We start from the raw sequence: 18,619 nt of genomic DNA on the forward strand, positions 1-18,619 counted from the left end.
AATCAATTTCATTTGCCCAGGTAGTGCCGGCTGAACAGCCGGCATCTCCTGTATCGGTGGCACTGGCAGCTGTACCATTTGTGCCGGTGATGCCATTAAGCACCCTGCGATTAGGGATTGCCGGCCTGACACATGATCATGTTAACGGCATTCTTAACGATTATCATGAAGGAAGGGTGATCATAGTAGGTATAGCTGAGGCTGATAAACAGCTCCGGGCCAAATACCAGCAAAAATACAAACTGCCGGATTCCATCTTTTTCGATGATCTGAAAAAAATGGCACTCACCAAGAAACCTGATGCGGTTCTTGGTTTCAATGCAGTAGCCAAACACATAGATGTAGTAGAGATCTGTGCGCCATTAGGTATCAGTGTAATGGTAGAAAAGCCGTTGGCTGCAACGCTTGCACAGGCCAAACGCATGGAGTTTTTAGCCTTGAAATATTACATAAAACTGCTTACCAGTTACGAAACGACTTGGTATCCGTCCTATCAGCATGTGTACAATATGGCAGCGAAGGATTCGATAGGCCATATTCGCAAAATGGTGGTACACGATGGGCACCAGGGGCCTAAAGAAATTGGCTGCAGTAAAGAGTTTTTAAGCTGGTTAACAGATCCTGATTTAAATGGTGGTGGAGCGCTCATCGATTTTGGTTGCTACGGTGCCGATTTGATGACCTGGTTAATGGATGGCCAAAAACCGGTTGCCGTAACCGCCGTGGCCCGCCATTTTAAACTTAATGTTTACCCCAAAGTGGAAGATGATGCTAATATTATTATTGAATATCCAACCGCAACCGGTATTATAGAAGCGTCATGGAACTGGCCCTTCTCCATTAAAGACCTGGAAGTTTTTGGAGACAGCGGCTATATGCATGCATTTGATAAAAACAATACGCTAACGCGGATCCATGATGTTGCAAACACCGCAAATATCACCAACACCCTGGAAGCCCCCTTGGATAACCCGGTAAGTTATTTGCAACTGGTATTGAAAAACCGGCTACTGGGAATAAATGACAGGTCATCTCTAAAATATAATATGGTGGTAATGCAAATCCTGGACGCCGCCAAAAGATCAATAGCGGAGGGCAAACGCATCGTACTTTAATTTGCCGGGTATTTATTTACAGTTAATAATATATCCTGACTAATTGTATTATTTTAGCCGCTTCAACTTATAATAATTCATCCTTGCATATGTTCAAGCAATTTTCTGCCCTACTACCACTACTTATGGCAGGCATGGTATCCTGTCAATCCAAACCCTCAGCAACAGAAAAAAAAGGCGTCGATAGCACTTCGGCGAACATTGAAACACCTTCGGGCAATGTAAAACTAGCTACCGGCCCGGTTGATAATGCGACTGTAATGGCGCGTAAACAAGTGCCGATTGTTTGTTACCACCAGATCCGCGATTGGAAAGCAACCGACTCCAAAGGAGCTAAAGATTATATTGTGCAGGTAGCTGCTTTTAAAGAGCATTTGAAAATGCTGTCCGACAGCGGTTACCACACTATCCTCCCTGATCAGTTATATAATTATTTAACAACGGGTGCTGCCTTGCCAAAAAAACCCATTATGCTTACGTACGACGATTCCGACCTGGATCAATTCACTATTGCAGCGCCTGAAATGAAGAAATATGGCTTTAAGGGTGTATTTTTCGTGATGACGGTTTCTCTCGGACGCCCGCACTACATGACAGCCGAAATGGTTAAAAAATTATCTGATGATGGTAACGTGATTGCCAGCCACACCTGGGATCATCACCGCGTTGACAAATACTCGCACAATTCAACCCTAAAAATAATTGGAAAAAACGGCAAAGTAACTGAGCGCGCCGTTGATGATTGGGTTACGCAGATTGATAAACCAACAAAAAAACTGGAAGAGATCACCGGAAAAAAAATAAACTACTTTGCTTACCCATTCGGCGTTTGGAAAAAGCCGGTATTGCCGGAAATACAAAAAAAAGGCTTTAAAATTGCCTTCCAACTTGCCGACAAACGAGATCCGGAATACCCTTTAATGACAGTTCGCCGCATCCTGGATAGTGGTTATTGGACTACTAAGACCTTCAGCAATAGTGTAAGAAATAGTTTCTAACCTAATGTTATTGCTAATCAACAAGGCCCTTTTGAGTTTCAAAAGGGCCTTGTTTTTTATATCGAATTACTATATTTAGCCATGCATTTTAAATTTCAACCATTCCTTACTGCCTCATTTTTTTCATTATTCATCATTTCTTGCAACCAACAACCTGAGAAACCGGTTATAGATAAAAAGGAACAGGCGCATTCGCTGATCCAGGAACATTTCAGGTATTTGAACGATCATGACCTTAAAAGTGTTGTAAGTCAATATGCAAAAAAAGCAAGCATTACATCTAGTGATTGGAAAGGTACGGCGAACGGACCTGAAGGAGCGGATGAGATCTTCCACCTGGAGTTTTATGTATCGCCGGATGCAAAATACCTTGTCGACAAAACCATCAATACTGATTCGACCGTGGTAGTGGAGTACGACGTAATTGGTTTGAAAGACAAGGCTAACGGCGGTGTGCGTTTCGATGTACGCAAGTGCAGCATTTTTAGGCTAAATGATAAAAACCAAATTGCCAGCGAAGCAACCTACATCAATACGCTCGCTTACCATAGTGGAAATTAGTTAATAACTATTAAAATCACCGGATCAATAGTTTAAATTATTGATTTACTGGGGCAGTATATCATAAAAAATCTAGTATTACTTTCATCTGCAGTTGTCATCGGGGCTACAGTTCAGGGCGGTGCAATTATTGCTAACGCAGCCGTGGCATCGAAAGCGGTCATCACTCAGAGCCTTGTGGCAAGATACCGCCGACGTTTCAATGAGGAACCTATTCTTAAATCAAAAGTATAAAAAATTAAAAAGCCGCTTAACAAATTTTAAGCGGCTTTATATTCATTATAAGTTTTCTCCGGCTGGTCCTTGTCCTTTATTGGATGCACTTTGAGGTTTCGGATTTTCCAGTTCCGGTGTGTCGTTATCTGGCGTTACCGTTGGTATTTCTTTTGCCTTATCCTTATCATCGGTGTTTTGCTTAAGCATGTCATTGCCAACATTAGCAACGTTTCCTGCGGTATCATGATTTTGACCCTGGCCATTGGCCCTGTCAAATCCTTCTGGTTTGTTTTCCATTTTAGTAGTTGTAAATTTATTATTTGTTTGTCCCGCCAATTAAGCAGGCAATATGATGATAGAAAAAACCGTACCAATAATTGGAAGGTGATAGATCAGGGAGATCGTTTAAACGACAATTCTCAATTTTGATTGCCAAATTTTGGTATAAAAAGTAATTCCATCTTTCAAACTAGCCAACTCTTAGCACATTCAACCTATCTTTGTGCAATATGACAAATCGCGCTAGCTATTCTCAATTGATAAAGACTGAGGCAAAAAACCTAGGCTTTATTTTTTGCGGGATAGCTAAAGCTGAGTTCCTGGAAGAAGAAGCGCCACGGTTAGAGACCTGGTTGAAAAAAGGGATGCATGGCGAAATGAAATACATGGAAAACTATTTTGATAAGCGCCTTGATCCGCGTTTGTTAGTAGATGGTGCCAAATCAGTGATCTCGCTTGGCCTTAATTACTATAATGAGAATGTTCAGTTAGATCCATCTGCACCTAAAATCTCAAAGTACGCCTATGGCTCTGACTACCATTCGGTTATAAAAGGCAAATTAAAAGAATTATTAGATATAATTAACAGGCAGGTTGGTGAAGTGGGCGGCAGGGCATTTGTAGATTCGGCACCGGTGCTTGACAGAGCCTGGGCAAAAAAAGCAGGTCTTGGTTGGATCGGGAAAAATTCCAACTTGCTTAGCAAAAAGGTTGGCTCGTTTTTTTTCCTGGCAGAGCTTATTGTAGATATTGAACTGGAGTGCGACATTGAACCCACTGCTGACCATTGCGGAAGTTGTACAAAATGCATCGATGCCTGCCCTACCGACGCCATTGTCGGGCCGTATATTGTAGACGGCAGCCGATGTATTTCTTATCTTACTATTGAACTAAAAAACGAGATACCGCAAGAATTTAAGGGCAAAATGGATAATTGGATGTTTGGCTGCGATATTTGCCAGGACGTTTGCCCCTGGAACCGCTTCTCCATCATCCATAACGAGCCCTCATTTCATCCACACCCGGAGCTTCCCGGCCTAAAAAAACAGGATTGGGAAGATATCACTACCGATGTATTTCAGAAGGTTTTTAAAAACTCGGCGGTGAAACGCACTAAATTTGATGGGCTGAAGAGGAATATTGAATTTCTGAAAAAAATTTAAAAGGATTCAGAATCAAGATCCAAGTAAGCCAACTTTAAAAATGTCGGCTTACTTGGATCATCAATCTTTACCTTTGATACTGCTTTATGCACCCTTCCCAAACTTATTCTTTAATTGTGCCAGCATATCTTCGTCAACAGGTTTGGCTGGCTCCTCTTTCTTTTTAAAAGACTGGTTATTATTATAAGGCCTGTTTAATGCAGGCGATGTTTTAGGGCCATTATTTTGAAATGCCGGTTTAGGCTGCTCGGTGCGAGGTGCCGGTGCTGCAGATTGCGCAGGTTTTGCTGCCTGGCGCTCCGCCGATTTTTTTGCACTCCAGCGTTTATGGATCTCTTCCAGTTTGCGTTTGGTATATAAAGGAAAGTCGCCTTGCATGATCCATGAATAATAGCTTGGTTCCACATTCAGCACGTCTTCTACCCTTTTACCTTTATGCTTACCAAAGTTTATCAGCTCTTCACCTTCTTCATTATAAACCATTCGGCCAGCAAAATCAACAGGGCGGCTCAAATTGGTAAATTTATGTAAGGCTTCTACATCTCCGGTAACTGGTATACTCCTGTTACCTTTTTTATCTTCATACTCGGTATCAATATAACGGTCTACCTGGGCCAGTAAAACCTCCATAGTTGCACGGGTATCGGCTTCGGCAGAGTGTGCGTTGATAATATCTTTCTCGCAATAAAATTTATAGGCCGCTTTAAGCGTACGCTGCTCCATCTGGTGAAAAATATTTTGCACATCTACAAAGAAGCGGTTCTCCAAGTCAAACATTATCCCTGCTCGTAAAAACTCCTCCATCAGCATGGGTATGTCAAATTTATTACTGTTGTAGCCGGCAAGGTCACTATCGCCAATAAAGGCCGCCACAGATTCACCAAGTTCATGAAAGCGCTTTTCATCCTGCACATGTTCATCGTAAATACCGTGCACGATGGACGATTCCAGTGGAATTGGAATTCCCGGATTAACTTTAAAAGTCATTACTTCTTCGCTGCCATCGGGATTCAGCTTAATAACAGATAATTCTACAATACGGTCAGCGCCGATGTTTGTACCGGTAGTTTCTAAGTCAAAAAAGGCAAGAGGCCGCTTTAAATTTAATTTCATTTTCACAAATAAAGAGAACTGCAAAGGTGGCAAAACTCTTAAAATTATTGGCTTTTATTTTTTGAATAATATATCGCAGTAAATCGCTATTTTCATTGCGCTCTTTTAACTTAAACCATTATGAATAAATTTTTATTTGCTATTTTTTTCTTTTTAGTAACATCCAAATTTGCCCAGTGCCAGGACTTTAAATACCTGGATTATGCACCCGGCGATATGGATATGAAGAAATACGCTAAGGATACTGCAGCAAATGCCGTAGTGCTTGAAGAGTATGGTGTGGCAAAGATCAACGTAGCCAGCGATGATAACATCAAAATATTATACGATTATCACGTAAAGATCAAAATCTTCAATGCTAAAGCTTTTGATAAAGGGACAGTTGAAATCCGATTGCCCATCTATAACCAATCTGAGGACGAAGTAACCGAGCTGCAAGGTGCAACTACTTACCTGGACGATAACGGCAGCACGCAGCGGTCTGAGTTGAATGTTTCTTCTGCTTTTAAAGTGAAGCAGAATAAATACTTTAATGTATACAAATTCACCATGCCCAACCTACGTAATGGATGCATCGTTGAGTATAAATACTCGATGACCTCATCAAACTGGGGGCTTTTTCCAGAATGGCATTTCCAGGATGACATTCCCAAAATGATCTCTAGATATGATGCTTTTATACCGGGCTTCTGGAATTTCAATGTGGCACTTCGGGGTAATTTGAAACTAACCAAAAACAAAGCAGATTTGGAACGGGGCTGCTTCACCACGCATGGTTCATCTGCCGATTGCTCACATTTAACCTTTGAGATCGATGATATTCCGGCATTCATCGAGGAAGATTATATGACGGCGCCAAAAAACTTCATGTCGGCTATCTACTTCCAACTGGCTGACTTTACCAATCCATTTACCGGGGTGAAAAAGAAGTGGACGCAGGAATGGTCGGACATTGATTACAATATGAAGCATTCGGACTATTTTGGTACGCAGCTAAAGAAGAAAGATCAGCTTAAACCATACATTGCGCCCGTAATTGCCGGCATAACTGATGATCTGGCAAAAGCTAAAGCCGTATTTGCCTACATAAAAAAAAATATTAAATGGAATGACCTTTATGCTACCGGGAGTAGCGGTGGAAAGAAAGCGCTGGATAGCCACAGCGGAGATGTCGGAGATATCAACATAACACTTGCAACTGCCTTGAGCGCAGCAGGTTTAAACACTGAAGCTGTTTTGCTAAGCACCCGCGGTAATGGCCTCATCAATAAGCTTTATCCAGTTGAAAACGATTTCAATTATGTAGTAGTAAAGCTTAACATTGGCGATAAAAGCTACATGCTGGATGCTACCGACCCCTTAATGAGTTTTGATATGCTGCCGCTAAAATGCCTTAACGACCAGGGCCGGGTAATGAGCCTGGATAAGCCAAGTTACTGGATAGACCTTACCACCAGGCAGCGCAAGGCCCAAACCAGTGCATATGAACTTACCATGCAAAATGATGGTAAAATAAAAGGTACAATCACTGTATACTCTACAGGTTACGAAGCTTACGAGGGCCGTAAAGCAATAAAAAAATTTAACAGCGAGGATGAGTACGTTGAAAACCTGGATGAACGGTTGGCCAAAATAAAAATTCTCAAATCGGAAATCACCAATGTTGATAGTCTCGATCTGCCGCTTACCGAAAAATATGAAGTAGAGATAGATGCTTTTGATAACCTTAATCACAACAAACTATCTTTCAATCCCTATATTCTTGGCAGAATTACTAACAATCCTTTTAAATTGAACGAACGGACCTTTCCGGTAGATTGGGGAATGCCATCGGACGACCGCTTTGTATTGATCATGCATTTGCCGACAGATTACGTTGTTGATAGCGCACCGCAAGCTACCGCCCTCGCACTACCAAATGCCGGTGGCAAGTTTATTAATAATTTCACAACGGAGGGTAATTCCTTTACTTTCTCAAATGCGCTGCAATTCAATAAATCTGTTTACGAAACAGAAGAATATCCCTATTTAAAAGAATTGTACAACAAAATTATAGCCACCGAGAAATCAGAAATAGTGTTTAAGAAAAAGTGATGAGACTATTATATACCTTATTCTTTGTGTTGCTGCTATGGTCAATGGCCAATGCACAACAAAATTATGATGTGAGCCTTATTCCAAAAGAGTTACTGCCTTACGCCAGCGCTGTAGTGCGCAACGAGGAGGTGAACTGTGAAGTGAAAGACCTGGATAACGTGGTATACCATATTAAACGCGCGGTAACGGTGCTCAATAAAAATGGCGAGGACAACGTTAATATTGTTGTTTTTTACGATAAGAAAACATCTATCAAATATATAAAAGGCATTATATATAATGAATTTGGCAAGCAGACAGACAAGTTTACCGAAAAACAGTTTGGCGATCATGCTGCTATCAGCAATTTTTCGTTATTTGAAGATAACCGTGTAAAGACCTTTAGTCCAGGTGCATCCGGGTATCCTTACACGGTTGAGTATGAGTATGAGGTACGTTACCGGCAATCGTTAAATTTCGACGATTGGCAGCCTAATCCGGCGGATGGATTATCAGTGGAAAAAAGCAGCTACACATTTGCCGCCAGCCCGGGTTTCGGGATTAATTATAAAGAAATCAACCTGCCTGCTAAAGTAACTATGGGCTCTACCAAAGAAGGTCTTAAAACTTATACCTGGCAGGTAAGCAATCTCAAAGCATTTAGAGATGAACCCTATAGTCCAAATTCTGATGACTACTTGAGCGTGCTAAAAATTGCACCGCTTAATTTTAAATATGAGGGACTGACAGGATCGTTCAACAACTGGAAAGAACTTGGCAAATGGAGCTATGATAAGCTGTTGGCCAATCGGCAGACCTTACCCGCTGAAACTGTTGAGCACATTAAACAAATTACCGAAGGCATTACCGACGAAAAGCAAAAAGCTAAAAAGATTTACGAGTATATGCAGGGTAAAACCCGTTACATTAGCATACAGGTAGGTATAGGCGGCTATCAGCCTTTTTTGGCCAGCGAAGTTGACCGTAACAGCTATGGAGATTGTAAAGCACTGGTAAACTACACCCAGGCTTTGCTAAAGGTGGGCGGTATCGATTCCTGGTATTGCGTTGTACAGGCTGGAAGCGAAAAAGTAAATTTCTTAAAAGATTTTGCAAGCATGGCGCAGGGTAACCATGTTATTTTATGCCTGCCGTTTAAAAACGATACCACATTTACAGAATGTACCAGCCAGAAGATCCCATTTGGTTTTTTGAGTGATTTTACAGACGACCGTACAGTGCTTGCCTGCACCCCTGAAGGTGGTAAACTGATGCATACCCCAAAATATACTGCACAGGCAAACCTTCAGGAACGTAAAGCCAATTTCACTATTAACGACAACGGAGATCTTTCCGGACAGATCACTACTCTATTTAAAGGCACACAATATGATAACCGTGAGCATATGCTTGATGATCCGCGACCCGAGCAATTAAAAATTTTTCCGAAGTTATATCCGGCAATCAACAATCTGGAGGTAGATACATATAATTTTAAAGAGGATAAAAGTATAATGCCTTCCATTGCAGAAAATATTAAATTGAGTGCGCGTGATTTTGCCACGAGTAATAATGGCCGGCTTTATTTTTCTATAAATCCGGTTAACCGCACGGGGCGTTCTCCAAGAGAGGTGCGAAACCGGGTTACCGCCCTTTATATCAACCGGGGTTACACTGATGAAGATGATATAGTTTATAAGATCCCGGACGGCTATAAATCAGACCTAAACGAGCTGCATATAACATTAGACAAACCTTTTGGCAAGTTCAGCGCTACAATGTCTATCAAAGATAATGAGATCACTTTTAAGCGCCACATACAACTGATTGACGGAACCTATAAAAAAGAACTTTACAACGAATTTGTAAACTTTTTTCAGCAGGTAGGCGAAGCAGACAACTACAACGTAACGCTCGTAAAAAAGTAACTAGCTGAATATAATAATTCCAAGAATGATGCCTACGATCATGATCACATAAAGCATAATTTCCGTACCGGCAAAGCGCTTGTATTTTGTCCAGAAAGAGTAATCTTGTTTTGGTTCCGACATAATAAACAAATTTACCAAATAAATCCGGCAATCTGCCCGGAATAAACATTACTCAGCAGCACATGTAGCATTAATTGAATAAATAAAATTAAAGCTAACCTAATCTTCACCTGCGGTGGCGGCCGCTTCAGTAGGAGCTATCACAGAACCGCCCCTAGAGAAGTATTTGTAAATACCAAGATCGTGCAGCCTGGCTATCATTACCCCTTTGCGGGTGCTGGCGTGCACAAAGTAGCCATTTTGGAGATATACCCCTACGTGGCTAAATTGCTTACCATCAAAATCAAAAAACACCAGGTCACCCTCCTTCAACTCTTCTTCGTACTTGCGCTTAATGTTGTTTACTTGCAAAGCACAGGTGCGTTGTACCGGCATATCATAAACTTGTAGTTGCAATAGAAAAACCAATCCCGAGCAGTCTACGCCATCTTTATCCATACCGCCAAAACGATACGGTACGCCCATCCATTCGTCAATAAATGTATATAGCCTGCCATTTTGGATATCATTGCCTTTTAGACCCATGAGTGCGGAATACTTGTCGGCAATTTCCTTATCCGGTTTCACCATCACATATGGTCCGCGTTTTACTACTGCCGTAGGGCTAGCGTTACCATAACCACTTTTAACAGTCATTTTCCGCGAATGACAAGCAGAAAAAACTATGGCCAGGGCACAATAAAGGATGATTTTATAATGGCGGGAAATAATCATGAGCTCAATAAAATAGACGAAGTTTGGATGGCAAATCAACTTTGATGTAGCGACAGATTTGCTGATCATTTGCCCAATTGCATTTTTGAAACTTGCTTACATAAATTAACCTTTTATCACTCGCTGTATTTCATCCAGCTTCATTAAGGCTTCCACAGGGGTAAGAGTATTTACATCTAAATTATTCAGCGTATCACGGATTTTTACCAGCACCGGGTCGTCTATCGAGAACATTTGCATCTGAACCGCCTGTTTTTGCACTTTGCGGATACTTTCCTTAATATGCTCTCCGCCCGTACGTTCGTTCTCTAATTTTTTCAGGATCTCATGGGCACGGTTCAGTACCTTTTGCGGCATACCTGCCAATTTAGCCACATGGATCCCGAAACTGTGCTCACTCCCCCCTGGCACTAGCTTACGCAGAAAAATGATCTGCTGACCGACTTCTTTTACTGATACATTAAAGTTTTTGATGCGATTAAAACTATTGCTTAACTCATTCAACTCATGATAATGCGTAGCAAACAGTGTTTTGGCCCTGGCCGTAGTTTGGTTATGCAGATACTCCGCTATTGACCATGCGATCGAAATACCATCATATGTTGATGTACCCCTGCCGATCTCATCAAGTAAGATCAAACTCCGGTCGCTTAAATTGTTGAGGATACTGGCTGTTTCGTTCATTTCCACCATAAAGGTAGATTCGCCCGACGACAAATTATCGGATGCGCCCACCCTGGTAAAGATCTTATCCACCAAACCAATGGATGCGGCCTTAGCAGGAACAAAGCACCCCATTTGTGCCATCAACACAATAAGACCAGTTTGCCGTAACAGCGCCGACTTACCGGCCATGTTTGGCCCGGTAATGATGATGATCTGCTGGGAATCCGAATCGAGGTACACATCATTAGTGATATACTCTTCCCCCAGCGGCAGGTTTTTTTCAATCACCGGGTGGCGGCCGCCCTTTATATCCAGCACACGGCTGTCGTTCACATCTGGTTTTACATAGTAATTTTTGATGGAGATGGTAGCAAAGTTCAGCAATACATCTAATCTTGCTATCAACTGTGCATTTAGCTGGATAGGCTTGATGTACTCGGCCAGCGCATATAGCAAGTCGTTGTATAACTTTGTTTCCAGCACCAGAATCTTCTCCTCGGCACCTAGGATCTGCTCTTCATATTCCTTAAGTTCCGGGGTTATATAGCGTTCGGCGTTCACCAGCGTTTGCTTTCTTATCCACTCGGCAGGCACTTTATCCCGGTGACTATGGGTTACTTCTAAATAGTATCCGAAGACATTGTTGAACGAAACCTTCAAAGAAGGAATGCCCGTGAGCTCTGCCTCCCGTTTTTGAATCTCCAATAAATAACCTTTACCACCAAAGGCGATCTTACGCAGCCTATCCAGCTCCTCATTGATACCGTCGCTCATCACCGAACCTTTTACCAGCATTACCGGTGGCTCCGGGTGCAATTCACGGGCAATTTTTTCGCAGATAGATGTGCAGGGATTTAGTTGTTCACCTATGGCCCTTAGCGGCTCGCTATCGGTAGTTTCTGCTATCTTTTTAATACTTTCTATCGCGACCAATGCTTTCTTCAGCTGGCAAACTTCACGGGGATTAGCTTTTTGTAAACCTATTTTAGAGATTAGTCTTTCCAGATCTCCTATCTGGCGAATCTGGTTTTGGAAGGTTTCCCTTAGCTCTTCCTGTGCTATGAGATAATCCACTACGCCGAGGCGGTCATTAATTGGCTTAATTTCCTTCAGGGGCATCACTATCCAGCGACGAAGAAGGCGGGCACCCATAGGCGTGCAGGTATGATCCAGTACATCAACCAATGTTAAGGCATTCTCGTTTGCAGAGCCAACCAGCTCCAGGTTGCGGATACTGAACCTGTCCAGCCACAAGTATCGGTCCTCTTCAATACGGCCAATGGCACTAATGTGCTGCAAATTACGGTGCTCGGTTTCATTGAGGTAATGAAGGGCCACGCCGGCTGCAACTATGCCAAGGCTAAGTTTATCTATGCCGAAGCCTTTTAATGACTTTACACCAAAGTGCTTTAAAAGCGTTTCGTGCGCATAATCGCCACTGTAGGGCCATTCATCCAGCGTATAGGTATAAAAGCGATCTCCGTATGTGTCTTTAAAATCGTGCTGGCGGCTTTTAGGAAAGATAACCTCGCTCGGCGCATAGCTTTGCAAAAGTTTATCGATGTATGCCGTATTGCCCTGTGCGGTTAAGAATTCGCCAGTAGAGATATCAATCAGTGCAATGCCTATCGTATTTTTTTCAAAATAAAGCGAAGCCAGGTAATTGTTATTCTTCTGTGTGAGGATATTATCGCTGGTGGCAACGCCGGGCGTCACCAACTCGGTTACGCCCCGCTTTACAATGGTTTTGGTTGTTTTTGGATCTTCCAGCTGATCGCAGATGGCTACCCTTTGCCCTGCCCTAACCAGCTTGGAGAGGTAAGTATCCAGCGAGTGATGCGGGAATCCGGCTAGCTCAATATGAGTTGCGGCTCCGTTTGCCCGGCGGGTTAACACTATTCCCAGGATACCGGCAGCTTTGACGGCATCCGCGCCAAAGGTTTCATAAAAATCACCTACGCGAAAAAGCAATAAAGCACCGGGATACTTTGCCTTTATGGCGTTATACTGCTGCATTAATGGGGTTTCTTTCGTTTCAGTCTTGGCCAAGTGTTTGCTTTTAATAATCTGCTAATTTAATTGATTGCGCCTGCATTAAAGCCATTGTGGAAAAGTTGACGGATTGTGGAGAGCGGTGGGTGGTGAGGTGGAAATGGTAAGCAGTAAATGAAAAGCGTTAGGAATAATTATTAACCGCGATAAGAGCACTCAAAATAACAGCTTGATGTATAGATATTTCAGGACGGGTTACAGGGTTAACACAACTTAACACAATTCAATGTTAAACCTATATAAAATAGTAATATTCAATTACTTATATAATTTATGGTTTTTGATGGTAACCCAAATCAGTGTTTTTATTTAAGGTAAAATTCATCTGACCGAGTGTAAACCCCGGTCAAATAAACCTAGAAGCTTGTACGTAAAATTTAGAATATTTAACTCATCTCCCGTAATTCCTCAACAGGCGAACCAACATTGTAAGCGAAAACGCTTACAATGTTGGTATTAAAATCAGCCTTAATTAAACCTTATTTTAAGATAACATCCTTAAATAAAGTTCTGGATTTTTCAGATGATGACAAAATAACTTAACTCCCCTTTTTCAATAGTGATAAATGACATTATGCATCTTGCCTAAATTCAAAATATATAATAGCTCTATTTCTGAGGGTAACTATTAAGATGTCTTTTAAATCATCTGTATTAAATTTCTTTTTCACCCCTATAAAATCATTGTAGCGAAATATTTCAAATTTTGACCTATCGAGTTTGCTATTAGCTTTTACCAGCGTGTCAATCATATACCTTATTACACCTTCTTTTTGTACCATTGAAATAGTATCATTCGAAGGTAGATACATGTATTTTGCAATGATCGTACGGGTATCTTTTTTATCTTGTAAAACATCTGTTAAAAAACCTTGACGCTTGAACTTCGCTTGGAAAATAGATCCTGAGCTTCGGCCAAATGACCAAAGAGAGTTACAATAATAAATATAACGATATGGATTTTTTTCAACAACGTGTGTCCGAAATTAATGAGAATTACAGATATTGACTATTGGTAAGTGATGCTTGATTTGCTACTTCCATCAAACGTTATGGAGTCAATTAGCCAACTACTTTCGTTTTTTGTTAAAGTGAACACAAGTTCTACAAACCTTGAAATTTTAAATTTCAAAAGGCCATTATGGTAAATTAGATAAGTGTTTGAAAATCTTCCTTTATCAATGTAATCTAAAACGTCATCTTCCCCAAATCCAAATAATATGTCAGCTCCCAAACCCGGAACCGGGCCAAAGTAATCTTTCAAAGGATGAACTTTTAAACTATCGGATACGCTGATGTAGACTTGTCTTAAGTTATTTATAAAGTTTTCTGACACGTAACCAGATTGTTTAAAATTTGTTAAATAATTTTCAACAGCTTTCATGTCAATATGTATTACGCTATCCTTTTTTATAGTATCCTCATTAAATCCCTTTACTATAGGCAAAGGCGATAGGTGATACTTGTTTTGCCTATACCACTTTAAAAATGATACAGATACTTTTTTCATTCTATTAATCTCAATAGTTTGATTTTGGATTTGAGCTAAACTTGCTGAAGATAGCAGGGAAACAAATAATCCGGTTAAAAATATCTTCATCATTTTTTAATGCTTTTACTACTGGGTTGATGATTTACTTATGATAAATAAGGAACGCGACATACGTTGACTATTACGAACTGTTTAAACATATCATTCTTATCGAAGCTCAACCATTACAGTTCTACTTCGGGCATGTTTGAACATTGTTGTTACCAATAAATCCAGTTCCAATCAAAAAGCAACAAAATACGACAAATCCTTACGCCCTTTTTAAATTGTAAAGAACGATTTGATCTTATCACGATCAAACGAAACGTACATTAGTACCCGTTTTTCATTTACTAAAGCAAAAATATTGTTCTGTGGAGCTTAGTAAACACAGCACAATTCTCCAATGATTTCAGATTTATATAGGGCACAAAACCAATTCGTTCTTTTGAATAATTCCATCTATATAGCGTATCTAACGAATTCCTCATAACACTTATCAGATTTTTAACTTTTAATCGCTGTCACCTGTAGGTTCCTGCAATGACATAAATTTGGTGATAATATCCTCCGGTTTATCTGACGAAATAAAAAGACTATTAGCAAAACTGTCGAGTATCCTAAGCCTATTTTTTTCAGTAGGCTGGCTAAAGCATGAGGTGCAGAAAAGAATTACTAATGTAATTACAAATAAGGTTTTCATATTATCCAACTTTATTCAGTGTAGTTTTGTATCCGGCTGATTTGTCGACTATACTACCTGTAGGCGGCACCAGATTTCTGATAACTTCTCCTAAGTCGCCTGGATTTCGACCACTACCCCAAGTTTGCCCTAAAGCTTGGTAAGAACCCGTCAAGATAGTCCCCGACTTTATGAGTATTAAACAACGATTTGATAGCAGCACAAAGAATACTTTTAAATTTAGAAATTGAATTTTGGAAAGTTGGCGAATTAGCAATTTTTTGAGATTGTTCTTTTTTGCAAGCAATAAATAAAATTATTAGTGCCAATAAAGAAAAAAGGCTTTTTTTCATTTTGGATAAGGTTTGGTTTTGCGAAAAACACCATATTATTTATCAAATAATAAAATAAAAAAAAGATTTTATGGCAGAGTTTGCGCGGCCCGGGGTTTCTCTGAAAAAGCCCCTAATGACCACCAATCTACAGCCCTATCAATCATTCAAAACACAATTCTATACCCGAAGAAAAACTATACCCTTTGGGCTTACGGTAGCGAATGTTAATGAACCAATTGTCGCTAAAATCCTAATTCCTTCTTTGCATTCTGCAAAGCTTCATCAGATGTAAAATATTTGGCCACTATCTTGTCGCCCAGGGCTTTGTCGGTAATAGAATTTTTAAAACTATTGAGCAGAAAATCATAATTGGCGTGGTCGGATCGTGAGGCAATCATGCCATTCAGCCATTGCCACATGGCCGGGCGGCCAATTTCCTTTTCTATCGCCATAAATAATACCGGGGCATAGTAATACAAATAATACTCCCGGTTGCCATAGTCATTTTCAGTTTTTACCTGTGCGAATGGCTTGTAGTTACGCAGGTATTTGAGACTTTTTATCTTGTTGCTCAATAAAGCTTGATAGACTTGTTCACCTTCCAGGTCCTGCGTTAGTTTGTACGACAAATACTCTGCAAAACCCTCACCAATAACATGCCCAAACTCATCGGCGGGTTTTACCACCGTGCCAAAGTAATAGTGAGCAAGTTCATGGGCCATCACCTGTTTGTGCCGGGCACTGTCTGCATCGCTAAATAAATTTTGCAAACCGTATTTACCCGCTCCCACATTAAACGTGGTGGGCGACGAATAAAAAGAGAAAGCCCAATCCTTTGGTTCAGCAACGGGTGTTGTTTGTATAAAAGAAAGATTGCCTTTATAAGGGGTTTTAAATTGTTTCTCATAATAAGCCTGGTAACGACCTGCAATATTGAAAAGCTTTTGCTCATCATCTTTTGCCATTTTTGCGTTTAGCAACCACACCCCTTTGCGCTCTACGGCTTTATAATCGCCGCAGAACATCGACATTTCATATGGTGCATTGCTTTCAAACCTGGCCTGCCTGGCCCTAACCGGGCTGCTGCCGTTAATGAACAACATGCTACAATCGCTGCAAGTTACCGTGATATTATAGCGCACACGCTCATACCGTTTTCGTTTGTCTTTATCGTAAAGCACCGGATACCAATCGCCCTGGATACCTTCGGCACGTACCGAATAACCATTAAAGGCAATGTTGCCCCGCCAGTCCTGCCCCATGTAGCCACTGGTAGAATCTTTTATAACCGGGTACATGCCCAGGTATTTCACCTCCAGTTCCTTAGGAATATAGCGCGCCGGGTTGCCGGTATTTTCATGCAGGTAATAAGCCTTTGTCTCGTCCGACAGAACACTGTCCTTTGTATCCATATCATAATACAAAGGGCTGTTGCTGCGCTGTAAATCCTTAAAATAATGGATGTTCATACCCGAGTTGAGCCTGATCACATAATTTTTGATCTCCGGCAAATTGCTTAGGATTAAATCGCAGGCAATGGTTCCTTTTTTTACGGAAATTTCTACGTTCCCCTTTATCAGCGGTGATGTTTCCTGCGCCGATGCGGTTGTTACAGTAGTGATTAGAAAAAGTATAATGAAGACAGGCTTTAGGTTTAACATGGTGTATTTAATTATATCCAAATTTAAGTTCTTGAATGATCAGTGCAAAAAAAAAGCAACCTTACAACACAATTTACCCGTTAGATAACCTCTTGGCCAGTGGCCCGATTGTGAGCCCCTGCACCAATATAGAAAAAACCACGATCATATAGGTGATCAGTACAAATTCGTCCTTATACATATGTGTACCTAGCGATAATGCTAGTGCTACTGAGATGCCGCCACGCAGACCGCCCCAGGTAAGGATAGCTACAGCGTGCCGCTCGAACTTGATGCGGAACAGCATGAAAAATACAGGCACCGTTACGGATACCCAGCGGGCCAGCAAAACAATAACGATCATGATACCACCGATCATCAGCACCACCGGGTTGATCTTAATTACCAGCATCTCCAGCCCTATCAGTAAAAACAGAACCGCGTTGAGGATCTCGTCTATCAGTTCCCAAAACTTGTTGAGATAGTCTCTTGATACGGCCGACATGCCCTCATGATCGTGCCTAACCTTATTACCTGTAATAATCCCTGCCACCACCATTGCCAACGGACCGGAAATATGCAGTTTGCCGGCAAGGAAATAGCCGCCTGTAACCAGGGCAAGTGTAATTAGCACCTCTACTTTATAGTCATCGATAGAACGCAGCGCCCAATAACCTAAATAACCAAGCACGGCACCAAACAGCAACCCTCCTACAGCTTCCTGTAAAAAAAGCTTGGTAACGCTCAGCATCGAAAAATCACCAGACTGTGCCACCTCGGCAATACTGATAAAAATAACAACCGCCACACCGTCATTGAATAATGATTCACCGGAGATCTTCAGTTCCAGCGATGCGGGGATCTTAGCCTGTTTCAAAATGCCCAGTACGGCAATCGGGTCGGTAGGTGAAATCAGCGCCCCAAATAACAGGCAATAAATAAAAGGTACGTTAATACCAAAAGCAATGAAAATATAATAGGTAAAACCGCCAACGATGAACGTAGAAATAATAGTGCTGGCAGAAGCCAGGATGATAATTGGCCAGCGTTCTTTTTTTAAGCCCGCACCATCGATATGAATGGCACCGGCAAAAAGTAAAAAGCTCAACATAAAATTCATCAGCACATTTTCAAAATCAACAGACGCCGCTAACTGGCGGGCTTTGTCCATTAGAAAGGAATTGGAATTGCCTAAAAGAACCAATAAAATGGAGCTAACGAGTGAAAGCACCATGATACCGATAGTAGGCGGCCATTTGATAAAACGGTGGTTGATATACGCGAAAGAGGCGGTGATTACGATAATGAGCGTTAATATTTCCTGAATCTGCATGAGTTGCCGCAATTTACGAATTACATAGGTAAAAGGTCATTTACATGGACATTAATTCAGTCTGGTTTTTCCGACCAGTTAGACGAACTTTCAT

The 18,619-nt window shown here is 41.2% G+C and carries 15 protein-coding genes; 6 read left to right on the forward strand and 9 right to left on the reverse strand.

What is annotated here, in order from left to right; genetic code table 11:
* Positions 1–89: 89 nt before the first annotated feature.
* The 3 genes from A0256_17915 (at position 90) to A0256_17925 (ending at position 2,674) form a co-directional block, all read left to right on the forward strand.
* Entirely contained in the window at positions 90–1,115 is a 1,026-nt protein-coding gene (locus tag A0256_17915; GenBank protein AMR34607.1) for an oxidoreductase, read from the forward strand.
* 89 nt (positions 1,116–1,204) lie between these two features.
* Positions 1,205–2,113, forward strand: coding sequence for a polysaccharide deacetylase (locus A0256_17920; GenBank protein AMR33159.1), 909 nt, complete (start codon positions 1,205–1,207; stop codon positions 2,111–2,113).
* Positions 2,114–2,194: 81 nt separating this feature from the next.
* Positions 2,195–2,674 carry a hypothetical protein gene (locus tag A0256_17925; GenBank protein AMR33160.1) on the forward strand — a complete coding sequence of 160 codons (480 nt, stop codon included), beginning with the start codon at positions 2,195–2,197 and terminating at the stop codon, positions 2,672–2,674.
* 279 nt (positions 2,675–2,953) lie between these two features.
* Here the strand turns inward: A0256_17925 and A0256_17930 are convergent, their stop codons facing one another.
* Positions 2,954–3,187: a hypothetical protein gene (locus A0256_17930; GenBank protein ID AMR33161.1), complete on the reverse strand. Its 234-nt coding sequence runs from the start codon at positions 3,185–3,187 to the stop codon at positions 2,954–2,956.
* Between the two features lie 212 nt (positions 3,188–3,399).
* Here A0256_17930 and A0256_17935 point away from each other — a divergent pair, with 212 nt between their 5' ends.
* Positions 3,400–4,332, forward strand: coding sequence for an epoxyqueuosine reductase (locus tag A0256_17935; GenBank protein ID AMR33162.1), 933 nt, complete (start codon positions 3,400–3,402; stop codon positions 4,330–4,332).
* Between the two features lie 84 nt (positions 4,333–4,416).
* Here A0256_17935 and A0256_17940 read toward each other — a convergent pair whose 3' ends face one another.
* A complete protein-coding gene (locus A0256_17940; protein ID AMR33163.1) occupies positions 4,417–5,445 on the reverse strand; it encodes a DNA polymerase III subunit epsilon in 1,029 nt (342 codons plus the stop codon).
* Between the two features lie 120 nt (positions 5,446–5,565).
* Between A0256_17940 and A0256_17945 the strand changes: the two genes are divergently transcribed.
* Complete coding sequence (locus A0256_17945) at positions 5,566–7,539, forward strand: transglutaminase (protein ID AMR33164.1); 1,974 nt, start codon at positions 5,566–5,568, stop codon at positions 7,537–7,539.
* Positions 7,539–9,449, forward strand: coding sequence for a hypothetical protein (locus A0256_17950; protein AMR33165.1), 1,911 nt, complete (start codon positions 7,539–7,541; stop codon positions 9,447–9,449). Before A0256_17945 ends, A0256_17950 begins: the two co-directional genes overlap by 1 nt.
* Before the next feature lie 222 nt (positions 9,450–9,671).
* On the opposite strand, the gene A0256_17955 is transcribed toward A0256_17950, so the two are convergent.
* The 7 genes from A0256_17955 to A0256_17985 form a co-directional block, all read right to left on the reverse strand.
* Positions 9,672–10,286 (reverse strand): glycoside hydrolase, encoded by a 615-nt coding sequence (locus A0256_17955; GenBank protein ID AMR33166.1) that lies wholly within the window; start codon positions 10,284–10,286, stop codon positions 9,672–9,674.
* A gap of 105 nt (positions 10,287–10,391) precedes the next feature.
* On the reverse strand, positions 10,392–13,001 hold the full coding sequence (locus tag A0256_17960) for a DNA mismatch repair protein MutS (GenBank protein ID AMR33167.1): 2,610 nt from the start codon (positions 12,999–13,001) through the stop codon (positions 10,392–10,394).
* A gap of 575 nt (positions 13,002–13,576) precedes the next feature.
* Entirely contained in the window at positions 13,577–13,816 is a 240-nt protein-coding gene (locus A0256_17965; GenBank protein AMR33168.1) for a hypothetical protein, read from the reverse strand.
* Between the two features lie 197 nt (positions 13,817–14,013).
* The gene (locus tag A0256_17970) at positions 14,014–14,607 is read right to left on the reverse strand and encodes a hypothetical protein (GenBank protein AMR33169.1); all 594 of its coding nucleotides are present in this window, start codon (positions 14,605–14,607) and stop codon (positions 14,014–14,016) included.
* 632 nt (positions 14,608–15,239) lie between these two features.
* Positions 15,240–15,524: a hypothetical protein gene (locus A0256_17975; protein AMR33170.1), complete on the reverse strand. Its 285-nt coding sequence runs from the start codon at positions 15,522–15,524 to the stop codon at positions 15,240–15,242.
* A 270-nt stretch (positions 15,525–15,794) separates the two neighbouring features.
* Positions 15,795–17,213, reverse strand: coding sequence for a hypothetical protein (locus tag A0256_17980; protein AMR33171.1), 1,419 nt, complete (start codon positions 17,211–17,213; stop codon positions 15,795–15,797).
* A 73-nt stretch (positions 17,214–17,286) separates the two neighbouring features.
* Entirely contained in the window at positions 17,287–18,525 is a 1,239-nt protein-coding gene (locus tag A0256_17985) for a sodium:proton antiporter (protein ID AMR33172.1), read from the reverse strand.
* Positions 18,526–18,619: the final 94 nt, after the last annotated feature.

This window comes from Mucilaginibacter sp. PAMC 26640 (genome assembly GCA_001596135.1).
Lineage (GTDB): Bacteria > Bacteroidota > Bacteroidia > Sphingobacteriales > Sphingobacteriaceae > Mucilaginibacter.